The sequence below is a fragment of the Bradyrhizobium sp. 149 genome (genome assembly GCF_023073915.1).
Taxonomy (GTDB): domain Bacteria; phylum Pseudomonadota; class Alphaproteobacteria; order Rhizobiales; family Xanthobacteraceae; genus Bradyrhizobium.
In genome coordinates this window covers 809,010-828,964 of sequence record NZ_JADPKK010000023.1, presented here as the reverse complement: position 1 = coordinate 828,964, position 19,955 = coordinate 809,010, and the positions used below count along the sequence as shown (strand labels likewise).

12 protein-coding genes are annotated in these 19,955 nt (G+C 64.6%); 3 read left to right on the top strand and 9 right to left on the bottom strand.

The features are described from left to right. Window positions 1-2: 2 nt before the first annotated feature. The 3 genes from glgB to IVA88_RS31730 are packed head-to-tail and all read right to left on the bottom strand — an operon-like array spanning window position 3 to window position 7,386. Window positions 3-2,141, bottom strand: a complete 2,139-nt coding sequence (gene glgB / locus IVA88_RS31740; protein WP_247501111.1) for a 1,4-alpha-glucan branching protein GlgB — start codon at window positions 2,139-2,141, stop codon at window positions 3-5. Continuing rightward, on the bottom strand, window positions 2,134-5,427 hold the full coding sequence (treS, locus tag IVA88_RS31735) for a maltose alpha-D-glucosyltransferase (RefSeq protein ID WP_247501110.1): 3,294 nt from the start codon (window positions 5,425-5,427) through the stop codon (window positions 2,134-2,136). The genes glgB and treS overlap by 8 nt, the downstream gene beginning before the upstream one ends. Before the next feature lie 12 nt (window positions 5,428-5,439). Beyond that, on the bottom strand, window positions 5,440-7,386 hold the full coding sequence (locus IVA88_RS31730) for a maltotransferase domain-containing protein (protein ID WP_247501109.1): 1,947 nt from the start codon (window positions 7,384-7,386) through the stop codon (window positions 5,440-5,442). A 204-nt stretch (window positions 7,387-7,590) separates the two neighbouring features. Between IVA88_RS31730 and malQ the strand changes: the two genes are divergently transcribed. After that, complete coding sequence (gene malQ, locus IVA88_RS31725; RefSeq protein ID WP_247501108.1) at window positions 7,591-9,552, top strand: 4-alpha-glucanotransferase; 1,962 nt, start codon at window positions 7,591-7,593, stop codon at window positions 9,550-9,552. 42 nt (window positions 9,553-9,594) lie between these two features. Continuing rightward, entirely contained in the window at window positions 9,595-11,400 is a 1,806-nt protein-coding gene (locus tag IVA88_RS31720) for a glycoside hydrolase family 15 protein (protein ID WP_247501107.1), read from the top strand. 1 nt (window position 11,401) lies between these two features. On the opposite strand, the gene IVA88_RS31715 is transcribed toward IVA88_RS31720, so the two are convergent. Genes IVA88_RS31715 through IVA88_RS31690 form a run of 6 tightly spaced genes read right to left on the bottom strand, consistent with a single transcriptional unit; the run spans window position 11,402 to window position 18,919 of the window. Beyond that, entirely contained in the window at window positions 11,402-12,214 is an 813-nt protein-coding gene (locus IVA88_RS31715; RefSeq protein ID WP_247501106.1) for an HAD family hydrolase, read from the bottom strand. A 22-nt stretch (window positions 12,215-12,236) separates the two neighbouring features. Then, complete coding sequence (locus tag IVA88_RS31710; RefSeq protein ID WP_247501105.1) at window positions 12,237-12,767, bottom strand: gluconokinase; 531 nt, start codon at window positions 12,765-12,767, stop codon at window positions 12,237-12,239. After that, window positions 12,754-13,503, bottom strand: a complete 750-nt coding sequence (gene pgl, locus IVA88_RS31705) for a 6-phosphogluconolactonase (protein ID WP_247501240.1) — start codon at window positions 13,501-13,503, stop codon at window positions 12,754-12,756. The genes IVA88_RS31710 and pgl overlap by 14 nt, the downstream gene beginning before the upstream one ends. Beyond that, window positions 13,503-15,014 (bottom strand): glucose-6-phosphate dehydrogenase, encoded by a 1,512-nt coding sequence (gene zwf, locus IVA88_RS31700; RefSeq protein WP_247501104.1) that lies wholly within the window; start codon window positions 15,012-15,014, stop codon window positions 13,503-13,505. Before zwf ends, pgl begins: the two co-directional genes overlap by 1 nt. Window positions 15,015-15,042: 28 nt before the next feature. After that, on the bottom strand, window positions 15,043-16,056 hold the full coding sequence (gene gnd, locus IVA88_RS31695; RefSeq protein ID WP_247501103.1) for a phosphogluconate dehydrogenase (NAD(+)-dependent, decarboxylating): 1,014 nt from the start codon (window positions 16,054-16,056) through the stop codon (window positions 15,043-15,045). A 13-nt stretch (window positions 16,057-16,069) separates the two neighbouring features. Beyond that, the gene (locus tag IVA88_RS31690; RefSeq protein ID WP_247501102.1) at window positions 16,070-18,919 is read right to left on the bottom strand and encodes a bifunctional transaldolase/phosoglucose isomerase; all 2,850 of its coding nucleotides are present in this window, start codon (window positions 18,917-18,919) and stop codon (window positions 16,070-16,072) included. A 307-nt stretch (window positions 18,920-19,226) separates the two neighbouring features. On the opposite strand from IVA88_RS31690, the gene IVA88_RS31685 reads away from it, so the two are divergent. Next, window positions 19,227-19,877 (top strand): hypothetical protein, encoded by a 651-nt coding sequence (locus tag IVA88_RS31685; protein WP_247501101.1) that lies wholly within the window; start codon window positions 19,227-19,229, stop codon window positions 19,875-19,877. Window positions 19,878-19,955 lie beyond the last annotated feature (78 nt).

Genomic DNA, 19,955 nt, shown 5'->3' with positions numbered 1-19,955 from the left:
GTTCAGCTTTCCGGAACGAGGAAGATCGCGGCGAGCGGCGGAATGGTGAGGCGGAGCTCGCCATTGACCGCATGGACCTCGCCGATGTTGCCGACGTTGCTGCCGCCGTAATGGGCGGAGTCCGAGTTGAGCACTTCCTTCCACTTGCCGCCGAACGGCACGCGGACGCGGTAGTTGCGATAGACGTTGGGTGAGAAGTTGACGATCACCATGCACCGGGCATGCTCGTCAAATCCCTTGCGCAGCCAGGCGAACACGTTGCGGTTGGCGTCGTCGGTGATCAGCCATTCGAAACCAGCCTGCTCGCAGTCCATCTGGTGCAGAGCGGGCACCGCGCGATAGAGCCGGTTGAGGTCGCGGATCAGCGCCTGGATGCCCGAATGGGTCTTGTACTCGAGCAAATGCCAGTCGAGCGACTGGTCGTGATTCCATTCGCGGCTTTGCGCGAGTTCGGCGCCCATGAACAGCAGCTTCTTGCCGGGATGGCCGAACATGAAGCTGTAATAGGCGCGCAAATTTGCAAAGCGCTGCCATTCGTCGCCGGGCATGCGCCCCAGGATCGAGCGCTTGCCGTGCACGACCTCGTCATGCGACAGCGGCAGGATGAAGTTCTCCGAGAAGGCGTAGTGCAGGCCGAACAGGATGTCGCCGTGATGATGCTTGCGGTGGATCGGATCCTTGCTGATGTAGTTCAGCGTGTCGTGCATCCAGCCCATGTTCCACTTGTAGCCGAAGCCGAGCCCGCCGAACTCGACCGGACGCGAGACCTGCGGCCAGGCGGTGGACTCTTCGGCCGCCGTGGTCGCCTGCGGGAAACGCGCGAACAACTCGGTGTTGAAGCGGCGCAGGAACGCGATTGCCTCGATGTTCTCCCGGCCGCCATGCTGGTTCGGAATCCAGGCGCCGGGCGGCCGGCTGTAGTCCAGGTAGAGCATGGACGCGACGGCATCGACGCGCAATCCGTCGATCGCGTAACGCTCGAGCCAGAACAGCGCGTTCGACACCAGGAAGTTCGTCACTTCGGTGCGGCCGTAATTGTAGATCAGCGTGCCCCAATCGAGGTGCCGGCCCTGGAGCGGATTGGCGTGTTCGTACAGTGCGGTGCCGTCAAAACTGCCGAGCCCGTGCGGATCGTCCGGGAAGTGGCCGGGCACCCAGTCGAGCAGCACGCCGACGCCCTCGCGGTGGCAGGCATCGACCAGTGCGGCAAAATCCTCCGGCGAGCCGAAGCGGCTGGTCGGCGCATACAGGCCGGTCGGCTGATAGCCCCATGAGCCGTCGAAAGGATGCTCGCTGACGGGGAGGAATTCGAGATGGGTGAAACCCATGTCACGAGCGTAGGCCGGCAGCTGCTCGGCCAGCTCGCGATAGGTCAGCCATTCATCGCCGTTCTTGCGCCGCCAAGAGCCGAGATGGACCTCGTAGATCGACATCGGCGCCGACAATGCGTTGATGCCGTCGGGTGCCGGGCGCGGCCGCGGCAGATGCGCCTCGTCGAACACGATGGACGCGGTCTTCGGCCGTACTTCGCTTGCGAAGGCCATCGGATCGGACTTCAGCGGGAGCAGATGGCCATGCGGCCCGATAATTTCGAACTTGTAGTGATCGCCGGCCTTGGCGTGCGGGATGAACAACTCCCAATAACCTGCGCCGCGTACCCGCATGGGGTGGCGCCGCCCGTCCCAGAAATTGAAATCGCCGACCACGGAAACACGTCGTGCATTCGGCGCCAGCACCACGAAGCCGATACCATCGACGCCCTCGAGCCGCATCGGGTGCGCGCCCAGCTTGTCGTAAATGCGCTGATGTGTGCCTTCGCCAAGCAGATAGAGATCAAAGTCGGTCAGGATCGGCGGGAAGCGGTAGGCGTCCTCGAACTCGACGACGCTGTCGCCGAACTTCGCACGGAGCTGGTAGTGCTTCGAGCCGTTGGGCAGGGCGCCGATGAACAGGCCGGAATCATGGACGCGGTCGAGCTTCGCCACCTCGCCGTGCTCGCTGACCGCCTCGACATTGGAGGCCTCGGGGAGAAACGCGCGCACCACGCTCTTGCCGCCCTCGGGATGCAGGCCGAGATAGTGGAACGGGTCGGAGTGGCGGCCCTCGATGATCGCATAGGCCTCGGCAGGGAGTTTAGGCATGGGCTTCGCTCTCGGTACTGGACAGCATGCGAAGCAGTCCGGACAGCGGCGCATGGAGCCCCTCAGGCCGGTGGGACAGCTCGTACTCTACTTCGTCGAACGCTTGATCAAGCAGGAAAAACCTTAACAGGCTAGCCGCAGATTGCCGATCTTCGGGCCACAGCCGCCGATCGGTCATGGCTTCGCGGTAGGCGGTGAGGAACGTCGCGGTGGAGCGCTCGCGCCATTCGCCGAGCGCAGCCGTAAGCCGGCCTTGTTCGTCGGAGGCACCCGTGAGCGCACGGTTGAGCGCCGCGTTAACCGAAAGATCAATCGAACGGATCAGGCCGGCAACGTCGCGCGCGGCGGGCAGCTTCCGCCGCTTGTCGGCCTGCGGCAAACGCGGGTCCCCGTCGAAGTCGATGATGAAGATATCGTCCTTCACGATCAGAGTTTGCCCGAGGCGGAAGTCGCCATGATGACGGATGTTCAACCCGCCGATCTCGGAAGACAATAGCGCATTCAGCCGGCCGGACAGGGACGCGCGCTCCGCGGCGAGCTGATCGATCAGCGGCCGCTCCATCTCCCGCAGGCCGTCGCGCCCGTCGGCCAGCCGCTCGAAAACCTGCTCGGCCCGCGCCTTGAGGTCGGATGTCCAGCGCTTGACCTGTGCGGAGCCGATCGGCTCCGGCGCCAGATCGCGGGGCTTCGCAGCGGCCAGAGCCACATGCAGCTCGGCGAGCCGCCGGCCGATCTGTGCGATGAAGTGCAGATAAAGCGCTTGCTCCTGGGTCTCGCGGGGCATCTCGCCCGGCGGCAGCACCCGCTGCTCGTCGATATAGCGGTCGAGATAGCCGGCGGTGACGGCCCAGCCGTCGCCCTGGTTCTCGACATAGGCGTGCAGCACGCCGAGCGCGCTGCGACGATCGCCTTCGACCAGCTCGACGCTGCCGAGCAGTGCCGGCGTATTGGCGAAGCGGGCGATTTCGGTCAGGTAGGAGCCGATCTCGATCTCGGGATTGATGCCGCCTTCGAGCTGGCGATAGATCTTGGCGACATACTGGTTGTCGACCAGCGCGGTGCTGTTCGACTGCTCGATCGCGCGGATGCGTTCGGGCTCCTTGATGATGTAATCGGCAAACCGGCTGGTCGCCTTGAACTCCAGCCGCAGATTGTTTTCTTCCACCACCAGGTTCTGCGACAGATTGCGCAGGAACAGGCCGATGAAGATCTGCTCGGTTGCGACATCAAGCAGTGTGCCTTCGCGGGCACCCTGGCGCACGGCGGCGAGTGCCCTCGGGTTGAAGCGTTCGCGGTCGAAGCGCACCCATTCGATCTGCATCGGCAGCACGTAGCGCGTGGTGACGCCGTCCTGCGCCGCCTCGAAGAACGCGATCCAGGGCCTGTTGTCGCCGATGTCGCAGAATGGCACCGCCGAGGTCAGCGTCGGCTTGATGTGCTTCGGATTGTGCTCCGGATACCAGCGCGTACGCGCCAGGAATCCCGGCAGCACGTCGTGCTCGAACACGCCGCGCTCGCGCGCCAGCGACACCCAGGTCGAGTTCACCGGCACCACCAGCGTCTCGAATTCCGGCACCGCGCGCGGCGTTACCGGCTCGGACTTGTCACGCTCGGTGAGCTGGAACCAGTAGAAGCCATAGGGCCCCAGCGTGACCATGTAGGGCAGTTCGCCGATCGCTGGAAAACGCGTGCGGCCGAGCATCTCCTGCGGGATGCGGTCCTTCCATGGCGACAGATCGAGCTCGGTTGCCTGGGCCGCGCGCGACAGATTGGCGACGCAGAGGATCACCTCGTCGCGGTACTGCCGGACATAGGCCAGCACGGCGCGGTTGGCCGGACGGATGAAGGTCATGGTACCGCGGCCGAAGGCGAGCGTCGACTTGCGCACCGAGATCAGCCGCTTGGTGGCGCTGAGCAGCGAGGACAGGCTGCGCGACTGCGCCTCCACGTTCACCGATTCGTAGCCGTAGACGGGATCCATGATCAGCGGCGCGTAGAGGCGCGCCGGGTCGCAGCGCGAGAAGCCGCCGTTGCGGTCCGGGCTCCACTGCATCGGCGTGCGCACGCCGTTGCGGTCGCCGAGATAGATGTTGTCGCCCATCCCGATCTCGTCGCCGTAATAGATGATGGGCGTGCCGGGGAAGGACAGCAGCAGGGAGTTCATCAGCTCGATCTTGCGCCGGTCGTTGTCCATCAGCGGCGCGAGGCGCCGGCGGATGCCGACATTGATGCGGGCACGCGGATCGTTGGCGTAGGTGGTCCAGAGATAGTCGCGCTCGACGTCGGTCACCATCTCCAGCGTCAGCTCGTCATGGTTGCGCAGGAACAGCGCCCATTGGCAGCTTGCCGGAATGTCCGGCGTCTGGCGCAGGATGTCGGTGATCGGGAAGCGGTCCTCCTGGGCGATCGCCATGTAGATGCGCGGCATCAGCGGGAAGTGGTAGGCCATGTGGCACTCGTCGCCGCGGCCGAAATATTCCTGCACGTCCTCCGGCCATTGGTTGGCTTCGGCCAGCAGCAGCTTGCCCTTGGAGTAGGAATCCAGCTCCTGGCGCAGGCGCTTGATGATCGCATGCGTCTCCGGGAGGTTCTCGTTCGAGGTGCCTTCGCGCTCGCAGAGATAGGGAATGGCGTCCAGGCGGAAGCCGTCGACGCCGGCATCGAGCCAGCGCTTCATCACCTGGATCAGGGCGCTGACGACGCGCGGATTGTCGAAATTGAGGTCCGGCTGGTGCGAGAAGAAGCGGTGCCAGTAGAAGGCGCCGGCCTCGTGATCCCAGGTCCAGTTCGACTTCTCGGTGTCGGTGAAGATGATGCGCGTGCCCTGGTATTTCTGGTCGGTGTCGCTCCAGACATACCAGTTGCGGGCGCTCGAGCCCGGATGGCTGCGGCGCGCGCGCTTGAACCATTTGTGCTGGTCCGAGGTGTGGTTGACGACGAGCTCGGTGATGACGCGCAAACCGCGCTTCTGCGCTTCCTGGATGAAGCGCTTGAAATCCTTCATCGTCCCGAAATCGGGATTGACCGCGCCGTAGTCGGCGATGTCGTAGCCGTCGTCGCGGCCGGGCGAAGGATAGAACGGCAGCAGCCACAGCGCGGTGACGCCGAGCTCCTGCAAATAGGGCAGCTTCTCGGTCAGCCCGGCAAAGTCGCCGATCCCGTCATTATTGCTGTCCGCGAACGCCTTGACGTGGAGCTGGTAGATGATGGCGTCCTTGTACCAGAGCTCATCCACGATCTCGGCAGCCTCGGCTTTCTTGGTGTCGACGGAAGGCAATACGTTCATGGCGTCAAGCCTTTACGCCAGGCAGCGGAACAGCAGCGCCGGATCGCGATCGGGATCGATACGCAACCTGATCCCGCCCCATTCGATGCGGGACTGTTCGCCGGTGAGGAGGTTTTCGAGTGCCGACACGTGGTGTCGCTGCCCGCCGGCGTCAACCGTGATGTCGCCGAGCGGCAGCCAGAATTCGCGCACGTGGCGCGACAGCGCAATCACGACTACAACGGTGTTGGCCGGGTCGGCCGCCTCCTTCACGAAGGCGATCGTCTCGCCGTCTTCGATGCCGAGGAAGCGCAGGTTCGCCGTCTGCTGAAGCGCAGCATTCTCGTTGCGGATGCGATTGAGCTGCGCGATATAGGTCTTGATATGACCGGGCTTGTCCCAGTCGCGCTGCTTGATCTGATACTTCTCGGAATTGAGATACTCCTCGCGTCCGGGGATTGCGTCGTGCTCCAGCAACTCGAACCCGCTGTAGATGCCGTAATTGCCGGACAAGCTCGCGGCCAGCGCGACGCGCGATTTGAACGCCCAGGTCTCGCCGCCCTGGAGATGATAGGGCAGCAGGTCGGGCGTGCTCACGAACAGGTTGGGCCGATAGAAGTCACGTTCGGGATAGCGCGTCAGCTCGCCGAGATATTGCTCCAGCTCCCACCTCGCCGTGCGCCAGGGGAAATAGCTGAAGGATTGTGAAAAGCCGAGCTTGGCGAGGCCCTTCATCAGCTTCGGCCGCGCAAACGTCTTGGAGAACAGGATCACCTCGGGATGCCGGCGGCGGATGTCACGGATCAGCCACTCCCAGAAGGCAAGCGGCGCGGTGTCGTGATTGTCGATGGCGAATATGGTGACGCCGTGGTCTATCCAGAACAGCAAGGCGTCGCGAAACGCGTTCCACAGTCCAGCCCGGTCGACGGACGTGAAATCGGGGATGACAATATCGGAATAGGGCCCGTCAGCCGTCCGTACCGAGCGGTCCGGGCGCCATTTGAACCATTCCGGATGCTGTGTCAGCCACGGATGATCCGGTGAACATTGCACAGCGAAGTCGAGCGCGAGCTCGAGGCCGTATTCCAGGCAGGTCGCGACCAGCGCGCGAAAATCCTCGATCGTGCCGAGGTCGGGATGCAGCGCATCGTGGCCGCCCTCGGCGGTGCCGATCGCGTAAGGCGAGCCGGGATCGCCTTCGGCTGCTACCGGCGCGTTGTTGCGGCCCTTGCGCCGGGTGCGGCCGATGGGGTGGATCGGCGTGAAGTAGAGCACGTCGAAGCCCATCGCCGCGATGTCGGGCACGCGCGCGATGCAGTCGCGGAGCGTGCCGTGCTGTCCTGGCACCACGCTCTGGCTGCGCGGCATCATCTGATACCAGGCGCCAAAGCGCGCCTTGTTGCGGTCGACGATGAGCGGGAAGGGCGCCGAGCGGGTAAGGTCGGGCCGCGACTGGCTCTCGGCCATGGCTTCGCCGAGCTCGGTTGCCAGCAGCGGGGCAACCTCGCCGGTCTGAAGATAGTCCTCGCATTGCCTGGCGATGACAGCGGCGGCGTCCAGCTGCGCGCCGTGCGCCTTGGTCAGAAGACCGGCGCCCTCGATCGCATCGAGCGTGACATCGGCACCGGAGCGCCGCTTGCGAGCGACCGCGTGCGACCACGTCGCGAACTCGTCGGTCCAGGCTTCGATCGCATAGACATATTTGCCGGGCTCGACGGGTGTGAACGCGCCGGACCAGCGGTCATTGCCGTGGGGGATCATCGGCTCGCTCCGCCATTCGCGGTCCTGCTCTCGTCGCCAGATCAGCGCTGCGCCGATCACGGCTTCGCCGTCGCGGTAGATGTCGGCCCAGACCTCGACCCGTTCGCGCGCGATCCGCTTCACGGGGAAGCGGCCGCCGTCGATCAGGGGATAGACGTCTTCGATGAGGAAAGCGCTGCCGGCTGCGGCACTCTCGACAGTTTGAATTGTCTTGTTCACGGTGATGCCATTGACAAGAAAGCAGGACCCCGTTTCCCTTGGCGGGAACCTACGCTTGATACCTATATAGAAAGCCGCTTGTGTGTCATTGGTTCCGTTGGGAACGGCAGGCGCAGTTTGCGAGTTAACCCTGACTAACCTCTTCCGCGACCTCGTTAAAATCGATGCCCCCGGCCAAAGAATGGCCTGCAAGCTGCGTGCCGAATGGATCTTTTAGCTCAAGCCCGGATCAAGGGCGTTCAATCCGAATTCGTCGATGCCCTCGGAAAGCTGCGGGTCACCGATCCCGTGGCTCTCAAGTCCATCCTCGAGGCCCTGCCGGAGAAGCGGGTTTACCGCTTCGTCAGCGGGCCCGTGGTGGTACGCGCCTTGGGACATCCGCGCACCGAATTGGTGACGCTCGGTGCGGCGCCGCTCAAATGGAAGGTGACCGGCAACGGCAATGTGATCGCACAAGGCGAGACGCGCGAGCCCGTGATTGCCTGGCCCGCCGGACTGCCGCTCGGCTATCACCGCCTGACGCTGACCGATGCCGAAGGCGTGACGGAAGAGGTGCCGATGATCGTGGCACCGGAACGGGCCTTTGGCGGCGATTTCGACCGCGGCTGGCTGCTTGCCGTGCAGCTCTATAGCGTCCGCTCGAACCGCAATTGGGGTATCGGCGACTTTACCGACCTTGCCGATCTCGTCCGGCTCGCCAAGCAGCTCGGAGCTGACGGCGTCGGGCTCAATCCCCTGCACGTGTTGTTCGACGACCATCCGGCCGATTGCAGCCCGTATTCGCCGAACAGCCGGCTGTTTCTCAATCCGCTCTATATCGACGTCGAGGCGATCCCGGAATTTTCCGCAGACCTCGTCCCCGACGCGGCCGCGACCGCGGCGCGGCTCCGTGAAGGCGATCGTGTGCCCTATGCGGACATGGCGGCCTTGAAATGGTTGGCCTTGCGTGCCGCCTTCGACAGCTTCGTGAAAAGCGCGAGCGGTGTCCGCCGCAACCAGTTCGACGCCTTCCGCGCGGCTCGCGCGCCGCTGTTGTCCCGTTTTGCCTGCTTTGAGGTGCTCCGGCATCGTTTCGCGGCACCGTGGTGGGAATGGCCGGTGGAATGGCGGCAGCCGGATGAAGCGAAATGCGCCGAACTGCGCAACGGGCCCGACAAGCACGACGTCGAGTTCGTCGAATTCGTGCAATGGACCGCCGATAGCCAGTTGCATGCCGCCAAGGAGTTGGCCGGCCAGCTCGGCATGCGCGTCGGCCTCTATCTTGACGTTGCCGTCGGCGTGCAGTCCAACGGCTTCGATGCCTGGAACGAGCAGACGGCGATTTCCCGCCATCTCGCCGTCGGCGCGCCCCCGGACGTGCTCAACACCATCGGCCAGGACTGGGGCCTTGCCGGCTTCAACGCCGGCGGCCTGGAGGCGCAATCCTTCGTGCCGTTCGCCGACATGCTCGCGGCTTCGATGCGCCATTCGGGCGCCATCCGTCTCGATCACGTGCTGGGCTTGAAGCGGCTTTATCTGGTGCCGCGCGGCTTCAAGCCTGATAACGGCGCCTATGTGCAGATGCCGTTCGAGGCGCTGCTGGCGACCGTGGCGCGCGAGAGCGCGGCGCATAAGTGCATCGTGATCGGTGAGGACCTCGGCACGGTGCCGGAAGGTTTTCGCGAAACCATGCAGGATTTTGGCATCTGGTCCTACCTCGTCATGATGTTCGAGCGCGACGATTCCGGCCACTTCCGGCCCGTCGATCACTACCGGCCCAACGCGCTGGTGACGCTGAACACGCATGATTTGTCGACCTATGCCGGCTGGCGCTCATTCAGCGATCTCAAGATGAAGCGCTCGCTCGGGCTAGATCCCGGCGAGAACGACCAAGCCCGCTGGGATGCGCTCGGCATGCTCGACGAGATCCTGCGCCAGAACGGCATTCGCGCACACGACCTCTATTCGGTGCTCGCCTTCCTGTCGCGAACGCCGTCGCGGCTGCTTGCGGTGTCGCTGGAGGATCTGCTCGGCGTGATCGACCAGCCCAACATTCCCGGCACGATCGACGAGCATCCGAACTGGCGCCAGCGCCTTCCTGTTACGCTCGACAAGATCGCCTCGAAGGTCGATCTCGCGGCTTTGAAGGCCGCGACGCGGGAACGCTCGTTGCCCGGCGGGCGTTGATCGGCGGGTCTTCAGGATGCCGTTTTCGAGGCTTGCACGACATTGTCTCAAAGGATCGAGGACTATGCGCTGATCGGCGATTGCGAGACCGCCGCGCTGGTTGGGCGCAACGGCTCGATCGACTGGCTGTGCTGGCCGGCTTTCGATTCAGACGCCTGCTTTGCCGCGATCCTCGGCACGCCCAAGAACGGCCGCTGGCTGATCGCGCCGGCCGGGGACGTCATCGCGACGTCGCGCCGCTATCTCCGTGACACCCTCATCCTCGAAACGCGATTCGAGACGAAGAGCGGCACCGTCGTGCTGATCGACTTCATGCCGCCGCGCGGCAAGGCCTCCGACATCGTGCGGCTGGTCCGCGGCGTCAGCGGCACGGTGAAGATGCGGATGGAGCTCGTGATCCGCTTCGGCTTCGGCGCCGACATTCCCTGGGTGCGGCGGATCGACCATTCGCTGCTCGCGATCTGCGGCCAGGACATGACGGTGCTGCGCACGCCGGTCGAGACCCGCGGCGAGGATCTCACCACGGTGTCGGACTTCGAGGTGGCCGCCGGCGAGACCGTGCCGTTTGTGCTGACCTATGGCCCCTCGCATCTCGATCTGCCCGCGCCGATCGATCCGGAGGTGGCGCTCCAGGAGACCGAAAAATTCTGGCAGGACTGGTGCAGCCACTGCACCCGCGACGGTGACTATCACGATCTGATCGTGCGTTCGCTGATCACGCTGAAGGCGCTGACCTTTGCCCCGACCGGCGGCATCGTCGCCGCGCCCACCACCTCATTGCCGGAGAAGCTCGGCGGCTCCAGGAACTGGGATTACCGCTTCTGCTGGCTGCGCGATGCCACTTTCACGCTGCTGGCGCTGATGAACTCCGGCTATACCGAGGAAGCCCTGGCCTGGCACAATTGGCTGTTGCGCGCGGCCGCCGGCTCGCCGGCGAACATGCAGATCATGTACGGCATCTGGGGCCAGCGGCGATTGCTGGAATGGGAGGCCGGCTGGCTCGACGGCTACGAGGGTGCGCAGCCGGTGCGCGTCGGCAACGCCGCGCATGCGCAGCTCCAGCTCGACGTCTATGGCGAGCTGATCGACGCTTTTCACCAGTCGCGAATGGCCAAGCTGAAGCTCGACGACGAGGCGACCTGGGCGCTGGAATGCGCCGTGCTCAACCATCTCGCCGAGGTCTGGGACCAGCCCGATCACGGCATCTGGGAGCGGCGCGGGCAGCCCAGGCACTACGTCTTCTCCAAGGTCATGACGTGGGTCGCCTTCGACCGCGGCATCAAGAGCGCCGAGACATTTGGCTTCAAGGCGCCGCTCCTGCATTGGCGCGCCTTGCGCGAAGCCATTCATCGCGACGTCTGCAACAACGGTTTCGATGCCGGGGAAAACGCCTTCGTGGAATCCTACGGATCGAAACTGCTCGACGCCAGTGTGCTGCTGCTGCCGGCCGTCGGCTTCCTGCCGGCCGACGACCCGCGCATCCGCGGCACGATCGCGGCCGTCGAACGACATTTGATGCGCGACGGTTTCGTGCTGCGGCACGATCCGCGCGAGATGCCCGCGGGGCAGCCGCCGCTCGAAGGCGCCTTCCTCGCCTGTAGCCTGTGGCTGGCCGATGCCCATGTGCTGTCGGGTGATCTGGACAAGGCGCAGGCATTGCTCGATCGCGTGGTCGGCATCGCGAACGACGTCGGGCTATTGGCCGAGGAATATGATTCAGGTGCCCGGCGCCAGACCGGAAATTTTCCGCAGGCCCTTACCCATATCGCGCTCATCAACACCGCGCACAATCTGTCGGCGGCGAGGCAGGGGAGCGAGAAGCCGGCGGTGCAGCGGTCAAAGCAGTGACCTAAGCGACCTCATTCCGCTTCAATATCATCTCGATCGCCTCCGCAAAACCGTCCTGCTCATTGGAGACGGTGACGTGGGTGGCCTGGTCCTTGACGTTGTCGGCGGCATTGCCCATGGCGATCGAGACGCCGCTGACGCGGAACATCGCGAGGTCGTTCTGCATGTCCCCGATGGTGGCGACTGCGTCGGTCGAAATGCCGAGGCGCTTGGCCATCGCCTGCACGAATGTGCCCTTGTCGAAGCCGGGCGGGGTGATGTCGAGATAATAGGTCTGCGAGCGCACGGCGGTCGCCTCGCTGCCGAGCGCCCCCTGCATCACCTTCTCGCAAGCTTCGAGGCCCGCCGCGTCGGCGCTGGCGCCGACGATCTTGCAGGCGCTCGCAAGGTGGGGCGAAAAGTCCGTCACGATGGTCGGATCGGAGCGGATGGTGTGCTGCTCATGCGCGACGTATTTTCCGCTCGGGTTATTGATCAGCCATTTGTCGGTGGTGAACAGCCAGATGTCGGCGCCGAAGTCCCGCAGAATTTGCAAGCTTCGCTCGGCCGCGCCGGCCGGGATGAGATGCTGCTCGACCGGGTTCATCTCGGGATCGACGATCGAGGAGCCGTTGAACGGGCCGACCGGCAGCCAGAGCGCCAGCGGCTCGATCAGGAAGCGCATGCCGATCGCGGGGCGGCTCGACGTGATCGTGAAACCGATGCCGGCCTGGTGCAGCCGCTGCACCGCGGATCTCGCCCGCTCGGTCAGCGTCTTGTCCTTGGTCAGCAGCGTGCCGTCGACGTCGGACACCACGAGTGAGATTTTCGTCATGGCAGGACCTTAGGTTTTCGCTTCAGCGTTTCGCGCCGCCCAGTTTCAACTGCCGCACCACGCCGTCCACGATCGCTTCGACGGATTCGTCGATCGAGACGGTGATCACGTGCTCGCCCGCCTCGGGCGGCTCCAGCGTCGTGAACTGGCTCGTCAGCAGGCCCGGCGGCATGAAGTGCCCCTTGCGTTGCGCGAGGCGAGCGGCGATCAGCTCCTTCGTGCCCCTCAGGAAGACGAAGCGGACGTCGTCGCGTCCGCGCAGGAGCACGTCACGATAGATGTGCTTCAGCGCCGAACAGGCGATGATGACATGCTCGCCCTTGTCACAGACCCGCGCGATCTCGTCGGCAATAGCGTTGAGCCAGGGCCAGCGGTCCTCGTCGGTGAGGGGATGGCCGGCCCGCATCTTCTCGACATTGCTGGCGGGGTGAAAGCTGTCACCGTCCTCGAAACGCCAGCCGAGGCGCTCGCCGAGCGCTTTTGCAACCGTGCTCTTGCCCGAACCCGACACGCCCATCACGATCAATGCACAAGGTGCTTCAACGCCCGCCACGAATTCCCTCCGGTAGCGCGGCCTGGTCGACCAGCCAGACGGTCTCACCATTCGAGCGCGCGCGTACAGCCGGCAGAGTCTCGCCATTGAGCAGGCGCGTCAAGATCGGCTGCTTGTCGTGCCCGGCAATCTCGAACAGCATTTCGCGGCTGGATGCTAAAGCGGGCAGGGTGAGCGACACCCGCGGCACGAAGGGGGCAACATTGGCCTTGGGGACGCCGACCACCCAGCGTCCGGTCTCCTCGATCTCGGGGTAGCCCGGGTAGAGCGAAGCCGTGTGGCCGTCCGGGCCCGCGCCCATCAAAACCAGGTCGAACAGGGGCCGTGCCGGATCCAAGCTTGCCGCGCCGTAGAAAGACTGCAGCTCGCGCGCATAGGCCTCCGCGCTCCGATCGGGGTTGTCGACCGTGGTCGGGATCGGGTGAATATGGCTGGAGGGCGCGTTGCGATCGAGAAAGGTCGCGCGCGCGACCGCCATGTTGTTGAGGGGATCGCTTTCGGGCACGAAGCGCTCGTCGCCGATGAACCAGTGCACGCGCTGCCACGGGATTTTTTCGCACCAGACGTCGCTGCCAAGCAGTTGGTAGAGCCTCTTTGGGCTCGAGCCGCCGGTGAGGCAGATCGCGATGCGCCCGGGATTGTCCGCGATCCGCGCCATCAGCCGTTCGGCCGCGGCCTGCGCGAGAGCCTCGGCGTCGGCCTCAACGATCAGCTTCGGCTGTCCGGCCGCTGCCATCACGAAAATTTACGCCAGCTTCGGCCGTCGCGGCGGAGCAACTCGTCGGCACAAGCGGGGCCGTCGCTGCCGGCCTGGTAGGTCTCGATGCCGTTGCTGCCCGCGTTCTTCCAGGCGTCCAGGAACGGCTGCACCGCCTGCCATCCGGCTTCGATGCCGTCGGCGCGCTGGAACAGGATATTGTCGCCGATCATGCAGTCGTAGATCAGCGTCTCGTAGCCGGTCGAGGGATCGGCCCGGAAATAGTCGCCATAGCGGAACTTCATCTCGACGCCGTCGATGGTGACGCTTGGCCCCGGGACCTTGGCATTGAACTGCAGCTCGATGGTCTCGGTCGGCGCGATACCGATAGTGAGGAAGTTCTGGGAGAGGCGATCGACAGCCGTGCCTGAGAACATCGACAGCGGGGCCTGCTTGAACTTGATCGCGACCTCGGTGCGCTTATTGCCCAGCGCCTTGCCGGTTCGAAGGTAGAAGGGAACGCCGGCCCAGCGCCAATTGTCGATCATCAGCTTCAGCGCGACGTAGGTCTCGGTGGTGCTGCCGGGCGTGACGTCCTCGGTCTTGCGATAGTCCGGGATCTCATCGTCGCCGATGCGCCCCGAGAGATATTGGGCGCGCACCGAGCTCTTCAGCGCTTCCTCCACGTTCGGCTGCTGGATCGCGGTGAGAACCTCGGCCTTCTCGGAGCGCACAGAATGGGCGTCGAAGCGCGCCGGCGGCTCCATCGCGACCAGCGACATCAGCTGAAACAGATGGTTCGGCACCATGTCGCGCAGCGCGCCGGTGGCGTCATAGAAGCCGCCGCGATGGCCGACGCCGAGCTTCTCCTCCACCGTGATCTGGATGTGGTCGATATGGTTGCGATTCCAGATCGGCTCGAACATGCCGTTGGCAAAGCGCAGCACCAGGATGTTCTGGACGGTCTCCTTGCCGAGATAGTGATCGATCCGGTAGATCTGGTGCTCGTCCATGATCTTCAGGAGTTCGGTGTTCAGCGCGCGCGCCGAGGCCAGATCGGTGCCGAACGGCTTTTCGATCACCAGCCGCCGCCAGGCGCCGTTCTGCTTCATCATACCGGTGCGGCCGAGCTCGCGCGCGGTCGGCGCGAACGCGGCCGGTGGCGTTGCGAGGTAGAATAGCCGATTGCCGCCGGTACCTTCCGAACATTCCAGCTGATCGAGGTGCGCGCGCAAGCGATCGAACGACGACGGATCCTTCGGATCGGCTTCGACGAAGGTCACGCATTGCAGGAGCTGTTTCGCGACGACGTCATCGACCGGCCTCGTGGAGAACTCGCGCAGGCCCTTCATCAGGCCGTCGCGCAGCTCGTCATCCGACTGGCCCCTACGGGCCACGCCGACGACGCAGAATTTGTCCGGCAGCATGTTCTCGGCCGCCAGATTGTAGAGCGAGGGCATCACCAGCCGATGGGTGAGGTCTCCGGTCACGCCAAAGATGACGAAGGCGCAATTTTCCGGCTTGCGCTTTGGCTGCGGGTCTTTTGTCACGAATTGTTGGCCTTCGCTTGATTACGTTTCACTTCGGCTTCGAGCTATTTGGGCTCGAAGCAGCCGGCTGCTTCGGCTCCTTATGGCCGCCGAAGCCGGCCCGCATCGCTGAGAGAATTTTCTCGGCGAAGGTGTGTTCCTTGCGGGAACGGAAACGTGCAAAGAGCGCGGCGGTCAGGACTTCGGCCGGTACGGCCTCGTCAATTGCCGCGTTCACGGTCCAGCGTCCTTCGCCCGAATCCTCGACGAAACCGGAATACTCCGCCAGTGAAGGGCTGTCCGCGAGCGCGGTTGACGTAAGGTCGAGCAGCCAGGACGGGATCACGCTGCCGCGCCGCCACACCTCGGCGACGTCGGCAAGGTCGAAATCGTAACGATGATCCGCCGGCAAGGCCTCGATGTTGGCGTTCTTGAGGATATCAAAACCTTCGGCATAGGCTTGCATCAGGCCGTATTCGATGCCGTTGTGGATCATCTTGACGAAATGCCCGGCGCCGACGGGGCCGGCATGGATGTAGCCCTGCTCGATTCGGGGATCGCGCCCCTCACGTCCCTCCGTACGTGGAATGTCGCCAGCGCCGGGCGCGAGCGCGGCGAAGATCGGATCGAGCCGGTCGACCACCTGTTTCTCGCCGCCGATCATCATGCAGTAGCCGCGGTCGAGGCCCCAGACGCCGCCGGAGGTGCCGACGTCGACATAATGGATGCCGCGCGCCCTCAGCGCCTTGCCGCGGCGGACGTCGTCCTGCCAGAACGTGTTGCCGCCGTCGATGATGACGTCGCCTTCCTGCATCACGCCCGCGATCGTGTCGATCGTGGTCTCGGTGATGTGGCCGGCCGGCAGCATCACCCAAGCCGTGCGCGGCCGCTCCAGTTTCGCGATGAACTCTTCGAGCGTCGCCGAGCCTACCGCGCCGTCTGCGGCGAGGGCCGCGACGGCCTTGGCGTCCTTGTCGTAAACCACGGTCGAATGTCCGTGGCGCATCAGCCGGCGAACGATGTTGCCGCCCATCCGGCCGAGGCCGATCATGCCGAGTTGCATCTGAGAGATTCCCTTAATTCAGTGCGTCGTTAAGCGCCGCGTTGAGCGCCGCGAGGCCTTTCTTGAGCCCGCCCTTCAAGTGGACCCGCAGCGCGCGCCGGCCGCGCTCGGTGAGCACGTCGAAGTCGCCGCGCGCCTGCGCGGCCTTGATGACACCGAAGCTGGCCTTCTGGCCCGGCACGGACAAGTCCTTGGCATCGTCGGCGGTGATCTGGAGGAACACGCCGCTGTCGGGCCCGCCCTTGTAGGCTTGCCCGGTGGAGTGCAGGAAACGCGGTCCGAACTCGGCGCAGGTGGCGACATGTCGCTTCTCGCGCACTTCGAGCCGCATGGTCTGGAGGGCGTCGATCGTCGCCTTGTCGCGCGCGATGTAGCCGAGCAGGGCGACGTAATCGCCGTGCTCAGAGCGCGACAGATGCGCCTTCAGCCATGAGGTGAGGTCGCCGTTGGCGCCGGCGGCGCGCAGGGCCGCGGCATTGGTCTCGTCGGTGTAGAGATCGGCCTCTGCGGTGCTGACCACCGGCTGTTCGGCCGGCAGCGCGCCAGTCTTTTCGAACGACGCGGTGAGCTCGCGGGTCTTGATCTTGGCCGCTTCCACGTCGGGCTGGTCGAACGGGTTGATGCCGAGGATGCTGCCCGCCACGGCCGTCGCCATCTCGAAGCGGAAGAACTCCTGGCCGAGATGGTCGATCGACTTCATGACGATGCGCACGACGGGATGACCGGCCGCTTCGACCGCGGCAAGCTTCGAGTCATGGGCAGCGTCCGCCTCGCCTTCGACACGGATGTCGATGAAGAGCCGGTCGTTTCCGTAGACCGAGGGTTCGCCCAGCGGCTCGCCGTCGATCGGGATCAGGCCCTTGCCGTCCTTGCCAGTCGATTCCGCGATGAGCTGTTCGGCCCAGGCGCCGAAATCGGCGATCTTCTTCGACGACAGGATCGTCACCTTGTCGCGGCCTTCGAGCCCCGCGTGGCCCATGGCAAGGCCGAGCTGCACGCCGGGGTTCTCAGCTGGCGGCACGTCCGGTCCGCAGGAGCGGGCCATCGCAAGCGCGTGCTTGACGAAGGTCTTGATATCGATGCCCGCGGTTGCCGCCGGCACGAGGCCAAACGGCGAGAGCACCGAGTAGCGTCCACCGATGGAGGGCTCGCCGTGAAAGATGCGCGCATAGTTCAGCGTCTTCGCCGCCTTCTCCAGCGACGATCCGGGATCGGTGACCGCGATGAAGCGATGGCCGGTCTTGACCTTCGGCCCGACCGCCTGCGCGACGCGCTCGTGGAAATAATCCTTCATCGCATTCGGTTCGGTGGTGCCGCCGGACTTGCTGGAGACGATGAACACGGTGTTGGCGATGTCGATCCTGGCCTCCATCGCCCGGACCTGCGCCGGATCGGTGGAATCCAGCACGTGCAGTTTCGGGAACCCGGGCTTCTTGCCAAAGGTCTCAGCCAGCACCTCAGGGCCAAGGCTCGACCCGCCCATGCCGAGCACCACGGCGTCGGAGAACTTCTGACCCTTCACGCGGCTGGCATAATCCTCATAATCGGCGACGTCGGCCTTGGCGGCGCTGTCGAGCCAGCCGAGCCATTTGTCCTCGTCGCTTCCGGTCCAGACCGATTTGTCGCGCTGCCACAGCCTGCGGATCTTTGCCGATGCGCGCCATTCCTCGGTGCTCTTGGCCACGGCCTTGCCGAGACCGTCGCCGAGCGAGAGAAGCTGGCGATCGATCGTGGCCCCGAGCACGGTGGCGCGCTTGTGGGCGACCGCGCCATAGAGCTTGTCGGCGGCGTCCGCAAACTGCTTGACACCGTCTTTGACGAGTTCCTCGGTGATGGCATCGAGCGAGACGCCCGAGCGCTCCAGTTCTTCCAGCACCCGACGGGCATCGTCGACATTCTCTTCCAGGCTGTCGCGCGGCGTGCCGTGGTCGCGGAACGCATCCAGTGTTGCCGGCGGCACGGTGTTGATGGTGTCGGGACCGATCAGCTCCTCGACATAGAGGACATCGCTGTAGTCCTTGTTCTTGGTGCCGGTCGAGGCCCACAGCATACGCTGCGGCTTGGCGCCCTTGGCCGCGAGCTTGTCCCAGCGGGGGCCTGAGAACAGGCGCTTGTAGTCCTGGTAGGCGACCTTGGCATTGGCGATCGCGACCTTGCCCTTCAGCGCGGCGAGCCGTTCCTTCTCGCTCGGATCGTTGGCGCGGGCGATCTTCTCGTCGAGCTGCTTGTCGACCACCGAGTCGATGCGGCTGACGAAAAAGCTCGCCACGCTCGCCACGTGCGAGGGGTCGCCGCCACCTGCGACGTATTTCTCCAAGCCGGCGAGATAGGCCTCGGCGACTTGCAGATAGACGTCCCTGGAAAACAACAGCGTGATGTTGATGCTGATGCCGTCGCCGATGAGCTGCTCGACCGCCGGCAGGCCCTCCGGCGTCGCCGGCACCTTCACCATCAGGTTCTTGCGGTCGACGTCCTTCCAGAGCCGCCGCGCCTCGGTGACCGTTGCGGAGGTGTCCATCGCCAGATAGGGCGAGACTTCCAGGCTGACATAGCCGTCGCCGCCCTTCAGGCGGTCATAGACCGGGCGCAGCACGTCGGCGGCGTTCTGGATGTCCTCGACCGCGATAGCCTCGAACAGGTCGGCGACTGACCGATCGCCGCGCTTCAACGCCTTGCCGATCGGCGCGTCGTACTCGTCCGAGCTGCCGATTGCTTTCTCGAAGATCGAGGGATTGGAGGTGACGCCCTTGACGCCGTCGGTGTCGATCAGCCGCTTCAGGTCGCCCTTGGCGATGAAGCCACGGGCCAGGAAGTCCAGCCAGACGGCTTGTCCGTGCTTTTCCAGTTCTTTGACGGGATTCATGATGCTTATTTATCTCCAAGCCTGCGGGCGAGGGGTTTCCGCGCCGGTCCTGACGCGCTATCCTCTAGCTTACATGCTTCCTTGAGGGAACCAATCAAGGGTATGGGAGTCATACCCTCCGGTGTAACTCCGTCGCGATCATGGCGATCCGCGCAGGAGGAGCCGAGTTGCGTAAAAAGCCATGGGCCGTGAGGAATCGGCCGGGCCTCGTTGCGTAGCGTCAGCTGCCTCTGTCTCGTCGCTAGTGGCTGTGCGGAGTACCATCGGCGGATTCTGGTCCGCCTGATGCATCGTGGCTCGGTCGCGAATGGCCATGCTGGGGAAAAGCATGCACGCACATCATGATGGCCTGGCGCTCGCCATCACAGACAGCCAGCAATCGGTCACGTCGGCCGGATGCGTCGATGCGTCCCAGGATCTCGAAATCGGTCCATGTACGACCCAACTGCGGCTGCTGGTCATAGCGGGCTTCGCCATGACATTGCTCAGCGCAACCCTCGCCCTGGGCTGGTGGAGCGCTGTTGGCGATTACGATACGGCGGTCGGCTATGCCGGCGTCGCGGTGTTCGCCCTGATGACCGGCCGGCTGATCTGGATGCTCCCCGCCGAACGGGGACCGGTGGTGATCGTCACCCCCTATGGCATCCGCGATCTCCGCATCGGCAATGAATTTCTGCTGTGGGACTCGATCGCGGAGATTTCGGCTGAAGAACGCCGCGGGCGCAAGACGATCGTGCTGACGCCGACGCCAGCCTTGCGGCGGCAGCTCTGCACTATCCGCGGCCTGGCCCGCTGCGTGAGGGACGACAGCATCGTCATCCGGTCGGAGGGCCTGGCGACCGATTTTGATGCACTGCTGCGCGCTTGCCGCGACTGTCACGCTGCCGGCCGTCCACGCACTGCATTGCAGCAGGAAGATGAACGCGGCCCGCAAGGCTTCGCCGCACAAGCGTCATAAGATCGCCGTTCGCAGACCGCTATGCTGCGGCGCCGGCTGGACTCATCCCCGGTAACGCCCGGATGTTGCGAGCAAGTG